The following is a 14,422-nucleotide window of genomic DNA, read 5'->3' on the forward strand; positions in this document are numbered from 1 at the left end:
CATGAGCGTCGCGATCGATCTCGACGAAGCGCAGCCGCTCGTCTCGCCTACCCCGAGCCAGCGCGTCTGGCGGCGGTTTCGACAGCATCGGCTCGGCTACTGGAGCCTGTGGGTGTTCGTTGCCTTGTTCGGCCTGAGCCTGCTGGCCGTGTTCTGGTCGAACGACAAGCCGCTCGTGGTGCGCTACGAAGGGCACTGGTATTTTCCGATCGTCCATACCTATGCGGAAACGACATTCGGCGGCGATTTTCCGACCCCGGCCGACTATGACGATCCCTTTATCAAGGACCGCATTACGCGTAACGGTAACGATGCCTTGTACGCACTGAATCCCTATTCGTACGACACGATCAGCTATTTCTCGGATGTGCCGAATCCGGCCCCGCCATCGCGCGCGAACTGGCTCGGCACCGACGATCGCGGGCGCGATGTGTTTGCGCGGCTGCTGTACGGCTTCCAGCTGTCGGTGCTGTTTGCGCTGGTCCTGACGTTCATTGGGACGGTCGTGGGGATTCTCGCAGGTGCGATCCAGGGCTATTTCGGGGGACGGCTCGACCTGACGACCCAGCGCCTGATCGAGATCTGGGGGGCGTTGCCCGAACTCTATCTGCTGATCATCTTTGCATCGGTGTTCGAGCCGAGCCTGCTGCTGCTCATCGTGCTGCTGTCGCTGTTCGGCTGGATGGGGCTTGCCGACTATGTGCGCGCCGAGTTCTACCGGAACCGCGCGCAGGACTACGTGAAGGCCGCGCGTGCGATCGGTCTCTCGAATGCGCAGATCATGTGGCGCCATATCCTGCCCAACAGCATGACGCCCGTGATCACCTTTCTGCCGTTCCGGATGAGCGGCGCGATCCTGGCCCTGACGAGCCTCGACTTCCTGGGCCTCGGCGTACCGTCGACCACGCCGTCGCTCGGTGAACTGCTGGCGCAGGGCAAGGCGAACCTCGATGCCTGGTGGATCTCGTTGTCGACCTTTCTGGTGCTGGTCATCACCCTGTTGCTGCTGACCTTCATCGGCGATGCCTTGCGCGATGCGCTCGATACGCGCGTGGCCGAGACGGCGAAGGCTGGAGGCGGACAATGAGGCAGACGACCACGCACAGCGAAGGGGCCCCTTTGCTGTCGATCGAAAAACTTTCCGTGCGTTTCGGCGAGACTGTTGCGGTCGATCGACTCGACCTCGAGGTCAAGGCCGGCGAGCGCGTCGCGCTCGTGGGCGAGTCGGGGTCGGGCAAGAGCGTGACTGCGCTCGCGATCCTGCGCCTGCTCGCGGACGCTCAGGTGAGCGGGGCAATTCGCTTTGCGGGTGAGGACCTGCTCCAGAAAAGCGAGCGTGCGATGCGTGGTGTACGCGGCGCCGATATCGCGATGATCTTTCAGGAGCCGATGACCGCGCTGAACCCGCTTTTCTCGATCGGCGACCAGATCGCCGAGGCGGTGATCCAGCACGACGAGGTGTCGCGCGCCGATGCGCGGCGGCGCGCGCTGAAGCTGCTCGATCGCACCGGGATCGCCGAGCCGGAGCGGCGCATCGATCATTTCCCTCATCAGCTCTCGGGCGGTCAGCGCCAGCGCGCCATGATCGCGATGGCGCTCGCCTGCCGGCCGCGCTTGCTGATCGCCGACGAGCCGACGACCGCGCTCGATGTGACCGTGCGTGCCCAGATCCTCGAGTTGCTGCTCGAGCTCCAGCGCGAGGAGGCGCGCCAGCGCGGCATGGCGGTGCTGATGATCACCCACGACCTGAATCTCGTGCGACGTTTCGCACATCGCGTCGCCGTGATGGAGCGCGGGGCGGTCGTCGAGGCTGGGCCTGTCGACGAGGTGTTCGGCAATCCGCGGCATCCTTATACACAGCGTCTGATTGCGAGCCGACCCGAGCGCGCGCTGTTGCCGGTGCTGCCGATCGCTCCGGTGTTGCTCGCGGCACGGGATCTGTCCGTCGCGTATTCGATTTCGCGTCCGGGGCTTTCCGGGTGGTTTGGGCGCGATCGATTCGACGCCGTCAAAGGCGTCAACGTCGAACTGAGGCAGGGCGAGACGGTCGGTATCGTCGGCGAGTCAGGCAGCGGCAAGTCGACCCTTGCGATGGCGCTGCTTGGGCTTCAGCCGCTCTCTGGCGGGTCCGTCGTGTTTCACGGGGAGTCGCTGACCTTGCTTCGTGGAGCCCGGCAGAAGGACTTCAGGGGCCGCGTGCAGGTGGTGTTCCAGGATCCGTACGGTTCCCTGTCACCGCGCCAGACGATCGAGCAAATCGTGGGCGAAGGGCTCGCCCTTCACCAGCCCGGACTGTCGGCGCCGACACGGCGCGAGCGGGTCATTTCCGCGCTGCGCGACGTGGGACTCGACCGGACCCTGTTACAGCGTTATCCACACGAGTTTTCGGGAGGACAGCGCCAGCGCATCGCGATCGCGCGTGCGATGGTGCTCGAACCCCAGATTCTCGTACTCGACGAGCCGACCAGCGCGCTCGACGTGTCGATTCAGCAGCAGGTGCTGCAACTGCTCGTGAGGCTCCAGCAGAAGTACAACCTGGGCTATGTGTTCATCAGTCACGACCTTGACGTGATCCGCGCGATGGCTCACCGGATCGCCGTGATGCAGGACGGTGTGATCGTCGAGCAGGGCGATGCCGAAGCCTTGATCGCAGCACCCCAGCATGCGTACACGCGCAAGCTGCTGGCGGCAGCCTTTGGTGGGGCCTGAGTCTGCCGAACGGCCCGCGTTTAGTCGCGAAGCTCACGGCACACCGCTTGCTCTGTGGTAAAGAAAGTATCCGGCAAGAGGCGCGAATGTCGTCGGGAGATCGTTTGCGCGGCGAGGAAAAGCGGCTATCGAGCTTTCGTGAAACCTTCGTTCCAAACACTCGTTCGAGGGGCGGAAAAGCCTTATGTGGAAAGGGTTTCCGAGCCTTTAGGCACCGCCGCGGTGAGTGTTTACTGCTTTTTGTTTTGACACGGAAATACTATCTAGCTAGTATCCCCCCAACTTTACGCAAACTGGGACCCATGGCTTTTGGCCTGAGTCAATCTTACCGACCGATGCATGTCCGAAAAACGATAAAGTTTTGTGAGCGCGCGCTGTTCGTTGCCTTCACAACAGCGATGATCGCTGGTGCGAACATGGCGAACGCCGACGAAGCCGGCACGATAGGCTCGACTGGCAGCGCGATCACTGCCAATGCCTTCGGCGCCGTCATGAATTCCGCCGCGCCGGGTGCCGACGCGTCGACTTCTGCCACTTCGCACACCACGAGGTCATTCCTGTCGGGCGTAGCCTCGAAGGCTGGTTCGGTCGTCGTCGGTGCATTGAACATGATCGGCGTACGCTATCAGTGGGGTGGCAACTCGCCTGATTCAGGCCTCGACTGCTCCGGTTTCGTGCGCTACGTGTTCCAGGACACACTTGGCATGACCTTGCCGCGTCGTGCCGAGGAAATGAGCCAGGTGGGTGAGAAGATCAAGTTGGCGGACCTCAAGCCGGGCGATCTCGTATTTTTCAACACCATGCGCCGCACGTTCTCGCATGTTGGGATCTATATCGGCGACAACAAGTTTGTGCATTCCCCGTCGACGGGTAGCCAGATCCGCGTCGACGAGATGGACGATGGTTACTGGGAAAAGCGCTTTACCGGTGCACGCCGCGTTGAAGCCTCGTTCAAGGGTAACACCGCGGACTTGAAGGCCAGCGTGAACAGTCTCGCGGGCAGCGCGGACGCAGAATAAGGACAGGACTCGGCGTACGGCGAGACGCTTCGAGCGCCGCTACCGCCATCAACAAAAAGCCCCTGCCGGTCGGTGAACTGCAGGGGCTTTTTGCGTTTCAGGCAAGGGAGTCGTCAGCGCGCGCTTGTGAGTGCTGGCGGTGCAAGACGGGCCGCGGCGAGCTTGCGTTGAATCTCGGGCCAAGCGTTCTGCACGGCTTCCTCGCCTGCCAGAATCGCCGCGTTGCGATCGGCGAAGTCGGCACCGCCCATCCTGGACAGATTGGGCCGGATCACGACATCAGCGTACTTGTCGAGTTCGTAGGCCTTGATCGTCTGACCCATGATCGTGAAGGTCTGCATCAGCATATCGAGCGAACTCGCTGTCACACCGCTTTCCGGGCGCGACGAGATGTCGACCGCGATCACGAAATCGGCTCCCATCTTGTGTGCGAACGCCGCAGGCACGGGACTGACCAGACCCCCGTCGACATATTCATGGTCGCCTATGACCACCGGCTCGAACAACGACGGAATGCTGCAAGAAGCCCGTACCGCCTGCCCGGTATTGCCTCGCTGGAAGAGGATCGGCTCGCCCGTGCGCAAGTCCGTCGCGACGATGCCGAGCGGAATCTTGAGCTGTTCGATCTTGCGGTCGTGCAGCGTCGTGTTCAGATAGTTCTCGAGCGCAACCCCTTTGATAAGACCGCGCGAACGGAAGGGCATCGCCCAGTCGCTGATCGAGGCTTCATCGAGCTTGAGCGCCGTGCGATTCATTTGCAGGCCGCTCATGCCCGAGGCGTAGAGCGCAGCCACGACCGAGCCCGCACTCGTGCCCGCCACGAGGTCGGGATGGATCCCATGTGCCTCGAGTGCCTTGATCACCCCGATATGCGCGAAGCCGCGTGCCGCACCGCCGCCGAGCGCGAGTCCGATCCGCACGTTGTGCGGGCGGATCTGGCTAAGGGGGGCTCCGGGCTGCGTGGGCGTGGGGACAGGCGCGTTGCCCGCGGTGGCGCCGCCGGCCGCGTTCGGCGCGCCGGTCGAGCCTGGTGAATTCAATGAGTTAACGGTGCCGTCCGTAACCGGGGCCACGGCCTTGATCGGCGGGGGATTTCCCGCACAGGCGCCGAGCGCGAGGCCCAGGGCGAGCACGCTCGAGCGCAGCCACTTGCTCATGCGAGCACTTGACTGATGCGCCGCATGAGGGCCTGGTGCCACGGCATGCGCCGTGTTCGTGCGTTTTGCATCAGGGGAAGACGCGGAAACGGCGTCGAGGTCGAAAAGCGGCATCAAAAAACTTCTCCGGCTGCAGTGCGGGGCAATTATAGAGGCCGAATCCGCACGGAGAGGGTGAGAGCCCACGTAACCGTTATGACATTTTGTCGCATGCCGCCCCCCCCGGGGCAGTTGTTGTCCGGTGCACGGAGCGAGGAATCGGGTCACGGTGCGGGCAACGGCCCGCGACCGATCAATACGCTGTCTGCGCCGTGCCTGCCCGCGGCGCGGTCGCCGGGTTCGATCATGCGCCGCTGATATAATTTCGCGTTTCTTCCTTGCCATTCGTCCGTCGAACGCATCCGGCGCACAGCCTGCCTGCCGAACCCATGACCACACCCGTCCGCACTCGTTTTGCTCCCAGCCCGACCGGCTTCATCCATCTTGGCAATATTCGCTCGGCCCTCTATCCGTGGGCATTCGCGCGCCACGGTCGGGGCACCTTCATCCTGCGCATCGAGGACACCGACGTCGAGCGTTCGAGCCAGGAAGCCGTCGATGTGATCCTCGAGGGAATGGCATGGCTGGGCCTCGATATCGACGAGGGTCCGTTCTACCAAATGCAGCGTATGGATCGCTACCGCGAGGCATTGCGCGACATGATGGACAAGGGGCTCGCCTATCACTGCTACATGTCGACCGAGGAGCTCGATGCCTTGCGCGAAGCACAGCGTGCACGCGGCGAGAAGCCCCGTTACGACGGCACCTGGCGGCCGGAGCCCGGCAAGGTGTTGCCGACCCCGCCGGCGGGCGTGCAGCCCGTGATCCGCTTTCGCAATCCGTTGAGCGGTGTCGTCGCGTGGGACGACGCCGTCAAGGGTCGCATCGAGATCTCGAACGAGGAACTCGACGACCTCGTGATTGCGCGGCCCGACGGCACCCCGACCTACAATTTTTGCGTGGTCATCGACGACCTCGACATGAAGATCACGCATGTGATTCGCGGCGACGATCACGTCAACAACACGCCGCGGCAGATCAACATCCTGCGTGCGCTGGGTTTCGAGCAGCCGGTCTATGCCCACTTGCCGACGGTGCTCAACGAGGCCGGCGAGAAGATGTCGAAGCGCAACGGTGCGATGAGCGTCATGCAGTATCGGGATGAGGGCTTTTTGCCCGAGGCTGTGCTCAACTATCTGGCGCGGCTTGGTTGGGCGCATGGCGATGCGGAGATCTTTTCGCGCGAGCAGTTCGTCGAGTGGTTTGATCTCGAGCATCTCGGCACGTCGCCTGCCGCCTACGATCCTGACAAGCTCAAATGGCTCAATAACCATTACATCAAGGAAGCGGACAATGCCCGGCTCGCTTCGCTTGCCGAGCCTTTCCTCACGGCGCTGGGAGCGGACCTCACGAAGGGCCCGGCGCTCGCGGAGGTGGTGGGTCTGTTCAAGGATCGCGCGCATACCCTCAAGGAGCTTGCCGAGAGTGCGTCGATGTTCTATGTGGAGCCGGCACCCGATGCGGCCTCGCGCGAGCAGCATCTGACCGACGCCATCAAGCCTGTGGTCGCCGATCTCGCGGCTGCCCTGCGTGAGGTCGACTGGACCCGCGAGGCGATCAGTGCGGCGTTCAAGGCGACCTTGGGCACGCACAAGCTCAAGATGCCGCAACTGGCGATGCCTGTGCGGCTGCTGGTGGCGGGCACGACCCATACGCCGTCGATCGACGCGGTGCTCCAATTGTTTGGCCGCGAAGTCGTGCTGACGCGGCTCGCACAGATTTAAGCAACTTTCTTTGCCAAGGGTATTTACAAGGAAGCGAGGGTTCTTTAATATCTCGTTTCTCTGCACGGGGGGTATAGCTCAGCTGGGAGAGCGCTTGCATGGCATGCAAGAGGTCAGCGGTTCGATCCCGCTTACCTCCACCAACAGATTCACGTAGCAGAAGACCGGAAAGACCCCAAAACGAAGCCCTGATTATTCAGGGCTTTTGTTTTTTGTGCGGTCTGCGAAGGTTCGATGCTTCGACCTTTGGGCAGCCACCCGCCTGCCCGTGGTAGGAATCTCCAGCGCCGGACCGGCACCCGAACCCAAGTGTTCGAACATGGGATAATCCCCAATTGTTCCGCCCACGCTGCCGGCACGCGGATCCACCATTCGGTTCCGCGCGTCATTCGGTCCATGCCCTGTGAAAAATCTAGTTTCCTCCCTCGATGAACTCGCCTCCTTCGACGAAGTAGTCGACGTCCGCACCCCCCTCGAATTCGCCGAAGACCATATTCCCGGCGCCATCAACGCGCCCGTGCTGAGCAATGAGGAACGCGTGATCGTCGGCACGCTCTACAAGAGTTCGCCGTTCGAAGCGACCCGCGTGGGCGCAGCCATGGTCGCGCGCAACATCGGATTCCACCTGGACACGCTCTTCGCCGACCGTCCGCGCAACTGGCGCCCGTTGATTTATTGCTGGCGCGGCGGCAAACGCTCGGGCGCGACGACGACCTGGTTCAACCTGATCGGCTGGCAGGCACGCCAGCTCGACGGCGGCTACAAGGGATACCGGCATCGCGTGCTCGAACAACTCGAAGCGTTGCCACCGCGCCTGACTTACATCGCGCTCACCGGACATACCGGTACCGGCAAGACGCGGTTGCTTCACGCGCTGGCTGGCACCGGCGCCCAGGTGCTGGATCTCGAAGCGCTGGCCCGGCATCGTGGCTCGCTGCTCGGCGCCTTGCCCGAAGCGCCCCAGCCTAGCCAGAAAGCCTTCGACACCGCGCTCGTTGCGGCATTGTCAAAGCTCGACGCTGACCGGCCCGTGTTCATCGAGGCCGAAAGCCGCCGCATCGGCCAGATCAATCTGCCGGCGCCGCTGCTCGATGCGTTTCACGCGGGACGTTGCGTGAAGGTGGTCGCCCCGCTGGATGCGCGCGTGAGGTTTTTGCTGCAGGACTATGCTCACCTGTTCGACACGCCTCAGTACTTCAAGGACCAGCTCACGCGCCTGGTTGGACTCCACAGCCGGCAAACCGTCGCACACTGGCATGGCCTCATCGAGGCCGGAGAGCGCGCGCAGCTCTTTGCCGAGCTCGTCGAACAACACTACGACCCGGCCTATGCGCGTAGCAGCATGCGCTCGTTCAGCCGGATCGGTGAGGCGGTGCAGTTCAGCTTTGATCCCTGCGCGGCCACTCCGCTTGAGCAAGCCCGCGAATTGATGGTCCGAGTCTGCACGACAGGGGGCGTAGCCGCGGGGGCGGTAGCCGCCACAGCCATGCCCACGTCCGCAACCCCGACAACTGTCACTGCGACGACAACAGATGAGGCTCCCGCGAACAACACCCGTAGCGCCGCGGAGCCATCAGCATGACTGTCTTGAGAAGCAGTCATGGTCGAACGTTGACCAAATCCACCGACGCATCCTAAGCTACTCTTGAACGGATCACCCAAGAGAGCTCGCAAAGGAGCCTTCAATCCCACTCTCTAAAAACAAAGACTTCATGGACTCCCTAATCCAGGCACAGCGCCGGCCCAACTCCATGTTCGCGATTGCGCTGTTTGCGCTGATTGCCGTCGCCGGCCTCTATTACGTCAAATGGTCGCCGTACTATCACCGCGCGTTTGTCGCCGCGGACGCGCATTCAATCGGCCATTCGATCCTGACCGGCACGATGCAGATGCCACCGGCCGCCTCGTGGCATGCGGCGCTCGGCTACGCGAGCGCCTACGGCAAGGCGATCTGGCAGGCGATGGTGCTCGGCCTGCTGCTCGGCTCGGCCGTGCAGACACTGTTGCCCGCACACTGGGTCGCCCGCGTGCTCGGCGGCGCCGGACTGCGCAGCGTCGCGGCCGGCGGCCTGATGGCACTGCCCGGCATGATGTGCACATGCTGCGCGGCCCCGGTCGTGGTCGGTCTGCGCAGGCAGCAGGCCTCGCCGGGCGCGGCGGTCGCGTTCTGGCTCGGCAACTCCGTGCTCAACCCGGCCACGCTCGTCTTTATGGGCTTCGTGCTCGGCTGGCACTGGACGGCGCTGCGGCTCGTCCTCGGCGTCCTGCTCGTCTTCGGCGGCGGCTGGCTGGTCAACCGGCGCGCGACGCCTGCGGAGCAATCTGCCGCGCGCGAGCAGCTCGATGCGCTCATCGCATCGTCGCAGCAAGGCAATTCATTCGCACGCTGGCTGAAGCTGCTCGCGCAAATGACGCTGCGGCTCGTGCCGGAATACATCGTGCTCGTGTTGCTGCTCGGCGCGGCGCGCGTATTCCTGTTCCCGCACGTCGGACCCGAAGTCGACAACGCGATCGGATGGATCCTCGCGTTTGCGGTCGCCGGTACTCTGTTTGTGATCCCGACCGCCGGCGAAGTGCCGATCGTGCAGGCCATGCTGTCCTTCGGCGTCGCCGCGGGCCCGGCTGCGGCGCTCCTGATGACGTTGCCGCCGATCAGCGTGCCGTCGCTCGTCATGACCGCGCGCGCCTTTGGCCTACGCGTCCAGGCGATGCTCGTGCTGATGGTGATTGCAGTGGGCGTGATCGCCGGTCTCGCCGCCGTCGCGCTTCATTTCTGAATTCTCACGAGGTTTTCGATGAACGTATCCTCACCTGCAACCGGCGCGGTCCCGCGCCTGACAGAGCTGGCCCACGGTGGCGGCTGCGGCTGCAAGATCGCGCCGGGCGTGCTGGCGGAGTTGCTCAAACGCACGGCGCAGTCGCCGGTTTTTCCAAACCTGCTGGTGGGTTCGGAGACCGCCGACGATGCAGCGGTCTACCGACTCAATGACGAGCAGGCGATCGTTGCGACCACGGACTTCTTCATGCCGATCGTCGATGATCCATACGACTTCGGTCGCATCGCCGCGACCAATGCTCTGTCCGATATCTATGCGATGGGGGGCAAGCCGCTGTTCGCGCTCGCGCTGGTCGGAATGCCGATCAACGTGCTACCACACGAGACGATCGCGCAGGTGCTCAAGGGCGGCGAAGACGTATGTGCGCAGGCGGGTGTTCCCGTTGCCGGCGGTCATTCGATTGATTCGGTCGAACCGATCTATGGGCTTGCAGCGATTGGTGTCGTGCATCCGCAGCGTATTGCGCGCAATGCGGGGGCGAAAGCGGGTGACGTACTGGTGCTCGGCAAGCCGCTCGGCGTGGGGATCCTGTCGGCGGCGTTGAAAAAAGGGCGCCTCGATGACGCCGGGTATGCGGAGATGATCGCCGCGACCACGCGGCTGAACCGGCCAGGTACGACGCTCGCCACGCTCGACGGCGTCCATGCGATGACAGATGTGACGGGCTTCGGGCTGCTCGGACATATGCTCGAGATGTGCCGGGGCGCGGGGCTGACGGCGCGCGTGGACTACACGGCGCTGCCATGGCTCCAGCCGGCGCTTGAACTCGCCCAGGCCGGAATGGTCACGGGTGCGTCGGGGCGCAACTGGGCGTCGTACGGGGCGGACGTCGAGCTTGCCGCCGGCCTGCCGCCGATTGCGCAGGCGTTGCTGACCGACCCGCAGACGTCGGGCGGTCTGCTCGTGTCGTGTGCCGAAGGCAGTGTGGACGCCGTGCTGAATTGCCTGCGCGACGGCGGCTTCGATCGCGCGGCGGTCATTGGCACGATGAGCGAGGGGAGGCCGCGGATCGTGGTTGCGTGACGAGCCTGAGCGCGTTGCACACCTGGATGTCCCGCCGCGCGATGCCGAAGTCGACGAAGCTGGCCATGCTTCGTGAGCCGCTTCACAGCCCGCTTCACAGCCGCGAGCTTGAGCTCGCGGCTGAACTGTCTTCCCGGCCAGCGTTCCAGTTGGCGGGCTGCCCGGGATTCTGTCGCATGCCGACGAGTTCCGCGCCTGCTCGCAGCCACACATGGCGAGCCGACGTCAACGCCAGCACCGCCATCGTCACCGCAACAACCAGGTCGGGCCAAGCTGCACCCGTGCCGAACACGCCGAGCGCTGCCAAAAGAACCGCAAGGTTCCCTAGTGCGTCATTGCGCGTGCATAGCCATACGCTTCGCATATTGCTATCACCTTCGCGGTAGGTGAAAAGCAGGAGGGCGACAATGCAGTTTGCGGCCAATGCACAAGCACCGACGATTCCCATGGTCGGGGCGCTGGGGACCACCCCGGTCGCGAGATGCCAAAGCGCCAAGCCCAGCACCCAGAGGCCAAAGGCAGCCATCGAAAACGCCTTGAGTCGTGCGGCATTCGCTCGCACGGTCAAACGCATTCCCAGGACCAGGAGACTGATGCCGTAGTTCGCGGCGTCGCCAAGGAAATCGAGTGAGTCCGCCAACAGCGATACCGAGCCGCTTCGTAAACCGGAGATGATCTCGACCGCAAACATCCCAATGTTGATTGCTAGCGCAATCCAAAGGATCGTCCGATAGCGGCCGCCATGGGGGCTGGATTCATCGTCACAGTGATCGCAGCAATTGCCGGCCATGCTTGCTCCGTCGGGAAAGCTTGAAAAGAGTATCCTGAAGCCTGTAGCTGCTACAGGGTCAAGCCATGAGCAAGACTTATTCGATTGGTGCGCTGAGCAGTCTCTCGGGCGTCAATATCGAGACCATTCGATACTATGAACGTGTCAAGCTGCTGGCTGCACCTGCACGGAGCAGTAACGGTTATCGTTGCTACGACCACTCCGCCGCGGAGCGATTGACATTCGTGAGACGCGGTCGCGAGCTGGGTTTCACAGTCGACGAAATTCGACGATTACTCGAATTGGCCGATAATCCGGATCGACCGTGCGCAGATGCGGATCAAATGGTGCTGGCGCATCTCGAGAACATCGAAGGACGGATTCGGGATTTGCAGCGCATGCGTAAAGCTCTGCGAGAGATATCGCGCTGCGCTGGCACGACAGCGGCCGATTGCCGCCTGGTGCGGACGCTCGTTCCCTAGCCCAAGCTCCGGGCGGTCGTGCTACTCGAAGGTATCAACGATACCGTGCCGGCGTAAGCTCAGGAGATAGATCGTGATCGTGCGGGTAGTCACACAAACCCTCGTCTGGTACGCCCTCATCGGTGGCATTCTCTTCGTCGCGGCGGGCACGCTCGATTGGCCGGCGGCCTGGATTTTTCTTGTCGAGATGATCGTGATTTCCCTCGTCGGCGGGTACTGGCTTGCGCGACGCGATCCCGCGCTCATGCGGGACCGGCTTGCCTCACCCATCCAGAGGGATCAGCCTGTTGCCGACAAATGGGTGGTTGCGGCCATCATCGCGACAAGCATCGGTGCGCTCGTCGTCATGGCGTTCGATGCGGCGCGGTTCGGATGGTCTTCCATTGATCCGTGGATCCAGGGGATCGGCGAGTTGATCCTATGCCTGTCCATATGGCTTTCCTTCAGGATCTTTGCCGAAAACACCTTTGCGGCTCCGGTCGTCAGGATCCAGAAGGAGCGCCAGCATTCGGTCATCAGCACCGGTCCTTATCGCCATGTACGTCATCCGATGTATGCGGGTGCGCTGCTTTATTTCGTCGGGACCTCGCTGCTGCTCGGCTCGTGGTGGGGTCTTGTCACGGTGCTTGTGCTGGCCGTCGTGCTCGGCATTCGCATCCCGATCGAGGAAAAGGCGTTGCGGGGTGGATTGGAAGGCTATGACGAATATGCACAGCGCGTGCGCTATCGGTTGATTCCGTTTGTCTGGTAGCCGGTACGACAGTTTCTTTCGAGGTTCAGCCCTTAGTCGTCTCCATTTCCGAACATGGGGCGAATGCCTCAAGTGCCCGGAGCGGTGCGCGCATGCGTATAGGCCGCCAGTTCCGGCCCGAGTCCATCGAGCAAGGGCTGCATATGTTCCTCTGCCGGACGCCAGGCCTCGAGCGAGGTCTTGTAGACCGGCTGGCGTACCTGGATGCTGCTTGCCGTGCGGACCGTTCGCCGGGTCTTGTGAAAGTTCATACAGGCGTCATTCCATTCAAGTCCGCTGTAGGCGACGATGCGTCGTGCCTGCTGCTCCAGATCCTCGACGATGTCCTCGTAGTGCACCTCGAGCAGGGCGCCTTCGGGCAGCACATTGCGCCAATGGGCCATCTGCGTATCGTATTCACGATAGTAACGCCCGAGCTCGCGCAGATCGTAGCTGAAGGGTACGTTGATGAAAAAACGGCTGAAGCAGGACAGGCAGGTTTCCACAGGTGCGCGGCGCGTATGGATGATGCGCGCATTTGGCAGGGCAAGTCGGATGAAGCCGATGTACGAGAAATTCATCAGCATCTTGTCGATCGACCGTCGATAGGGCGCACCGGTGGAGAGCGCGCTGTCGACACGGCGCACATATTCGGTACCCAGTGCGAGCCATTGCGATGCCGGCACAGATGCGATTTCCGCGACAATGGATTGCGGCTTGAACTCCGCCATGGTTTGCCCGTTGCCCAGGACCTGGGCCATCGCCCCGGGAAAGTCCCTGAGCTCGCCTCCCGCGATGACGTCAGGATGGCTGGCCAGAATCTGCTCGACCAACGTCGAACCCGAGCGTGGCATGCCGACGATGAAGATCGGCGCGGTGGACGGGTTGCCCGCGCCGTGCTTGTGTTCAAGGAGCTCCGCCGTGATGTTTTGGCGGGTCAGCTCGAAACCGCTCAATGTCCACGCCTCGTCGTAGTCGACACGACCACGTTGCAGACGGTTGCCCTCGAGCAGATGATCGAAGCCCGGCTCGTACTCGCCCTGTTCGGTTAGCGCCATGCCCAGTCCGAAATGTAGATGAACGAGATCGTCGAGACGGAGTGCGTCCGTCTGCTGCACGAGGTATTTCATCGCGAGCAGATACGGATCGCCTTCTGCCATCCCTCCGCACTGGACAAGATTGCGGTAGTACGCCCCCGTGGTTGGAGCGAGCTCGATGGCGCTCTGGTAGGCGAGCTTTGCTTCGCTGAAACGGCCCACCGCATGCAATGCGTTGCCGAGGTAGTTGATGACCTGCAGACGGCCGGGATCTCGTATGAGTGCCTCTCGATAACATCCGATCGCGTCTTCTGGATGTGAAATCGCTTCGAACGCTCGGCCGAGCTCCACGTGAATGTCTGCATCGTCCGCCTTCAATGCGACGGCCCCACGATAGAAGGCAAGTGCCTCCCGGTTCGAAGCGGCATTGGCGAACCCGTTGCCGCGTTCAAATAGTTTTTGTGCTGCAAGGAGGCGAAGGTCGGTCTTCATGACCGGATTTTACCCAGCCGGGGTCGGCGCGACGAGCGTCGACATGCAGGAAAAGTGTCCAGATATTTCAGTTTTTTCCCGCGTCGGACTATCCCGATGGTGGTCTTCCGCCAGGTAAAAAAAACGGGCCCCGCCAACTGGCGGAGCCCGTGTGCAATCAAGATGAAGACGACGGGGCTCGTACAGTTGATGAGATAGCCGCAGAGTCCCGTCGCTGAATCGAACGCGTCATCTACTTTGCAACGGCGGCTTCCGAGCGGACCGGCGTCGTTTCAAGCGGGCTGATCGCCTTCAGCGCCTTCGCCACCCCCGCACCGTAGGCGGGGTCCGCCTTCGTGCAGTGC

12 protein-coding genes and 1 tRNA gene are annotated in these 14,422 nt (G+C 62.7%); 10 read left to right on the forward strand and 3 right to left on the reverse strand.

Going from position 1 to position 14,422, the window contains the following annotated elements; translation table 11 throughout:
* Position 1: 1 nt before the first annotated feature.
* The 3 genes from HV670_RS08435 (at position 2) to HV670_RS08445 (ending at position 3,728) form a co-directional block, all read left to right on the forward strand.
* A complete protein-coding gene (locus tag HV670_RS08435; protein WP_175104297.1) occupies positions 2-1,087 on the forward strand; it encodes an ABC transporter permease in 1,086 nt (361 codons plus the stop codon).
* Positions 1,084-2,709, forward strand: a complete 1,626-nt coding sequence (locus HV670_RS08440) for an ABC transporter ATP-binding protein (protein WP_175104298.1) — start codon at positions 1,084-1,086, stop codon at positions 2,707-2,709. Before HV670_RS08435 ends, HV670_RS08440 begins: the two co-directional genes overlap by 4 nt.
* A 335-nt stretch (positions 2,710-3,044) precedes the next feature.
* Positions 3,045-3,728 carry a C40 family peptidase gene (locus HV670_RS08445; RefSeq protein ID WP_425511401.1) on the forward strand — a complete coding sequence of 228 codons (684 nt, stop codon included), beginning with the start codon at positions 3,045-3,047 and terminating at the stop codon, positions 3,726-3,728.
* Between the two features lie 113 nt (positions 3,729-3,841).
* Here the strand turns inward: HV670_RS08445 and HV670_RS08450 are convergent, their stop codons facing one another.
* Positions 3,842-4,885 carry a patatin-like phospholipase family protein gene (locus tag HV670_RS08450; protein ID WP_175104300.1) on the reverse strand — a complete coding sequence of 348 codons (1,044 nt, stop codon included), beginning with the start codon at positions 4,883-4,885 and terminating at the stop codon, positions 3,842-3,844.
* 428 nt (positions 4,886-5,313) lie between these two features.
* Here HV670_RS08450 and gltX point away from each other — a divergent pair, with 428 nt between their 5' ends.
* From gltX to selD, 5 genes are all read left to right on the forward strand, one after another.
* The gene (gltX, locus tag HV670_RS08455; RefSeq protein ID WP_175104301.1) at positions 5,314-6,708 is read left to right on the forward strand and encodes a glutamate--tRNA ligase; all 1,395 of its coding nucleotides are present in this window, start codon (positions 5,314-5,316) and stop codon (positions 6,706-6,708) included.
* Between the two features lie 67 nt (positions 6,709-6,775).
* Positions 6,776-6,851: transfer RNA gene (locus HV670_RS08460), tRNA-Ala, on the forward strand.
* Positions 6,852-7,111: 260 nt separating this feature from the next.
* Positions 7,112-8,290 (forward strand): tRNA 2-selenouridine(34) synthase MnmH, encoded by a 1,179-nt coding sequence (gene mnmH, locus HV670_RS08465; RefSeq protein ID WP_175104302.1) that lies wholly within the window; start codon positions 7,112-7,114, stop codon positions 8,288-8,290.
* A 130-nt stretch (positions 8,291-8,420) separates the two neighbouring features.
* The gene (locus tag HV670_RS08470; protein WP_175104303.1) at positions 8,421-9,485 is read left to right on the forward strand and encodes a permease; all 1,065 of its coding nucleotides are present in this window, start codon (positions 8,421-8,423) and stop codon (positions 9,483-9,485) included.
* Positions 9,486-9,503: 18 nt separating this feature from the next.
* Positions 9,504-10,568 (forward strand): selenide, water dikinase SelD, encoded by a 1,065-nt coding sequence (selD, locus tag HV670_RS08475; RefSeq protein ID WP_175104304.1) that lies wholly within the window; start codon positions 9,504-9,506, stop codon positions 10,566-10,568.
* Between the two features lie 94 nt (positions 10,569-10,662).
* On the opposite strand, the gene HV670_RS08480 is transcribed toward selD, so the two are convergent.
* Complete coding sequence (locus HV670_RS08480; protein WP_175104305.1) at positions 10,663-11,358, reverse strand: cation efflux transmembrane domain-containing protein; 696 nt, start codon at positions 11,356-11,358, stop codon at positions 10,663-10,665.
* A gap of 65 nt (positions 11,359-11,423) precedes the next feature.
* On the opposite strand from HV670_RS08480, the gene HV670_RS08485 reads away from it, so the two are divergent.
* Positions 11,424-11,819 carry a MerR family transcriptional regulator gene (locus HV670_RS08485; protein WP_175104306.1) on the forward strand — a complete coding sequence of 132 codons (396 nt, stop codon included), beginning with the start codon at positions 11,424-11,426 and terminating at the stop codon, positions 11,817-11,819.
* Positions 11,820-11,892: 73 nt separating this feature from the next.
* Entirely contained in the window at positions 11,893-12,570 is a 678-nt protein-coding gene (locus tag HV670_RS08490) for a methyltransferase family protein (protein WP_175104307.1), read from the forward strand.
* Positions 12,571-12,638: 68 nt separating this feature from the next.
* On the opposite strand, the gene HV670_RS08495 is transcribed toward HV670_RS08490, so the two are convergent.
* Complete coding sequence (locus tag HV670_RS08495) at positions 12,639-14,078, reverse strand: tetratricopeptide repeat-containing sulfotransferase family protein (RefSeq protein ID WP_175104308.1); 1,440 nt, start codon at positions 14,076-14,078, stop codon at positions 12,639-12,641.
* Positions 14,079-14,422 lie beyond the last annotated feature (344 nt).

Source organism: Pararobbsia alpina (genome assembly GCF_902859895.1).
In the GTDB taxonomy this organism is placed as follows: Bacteria; Pseudomonadota; Gammaproteobacteria; order Burkholderiales; family Burkholderiaceae; genus Pararobbsia; species Pararobbsia alpina.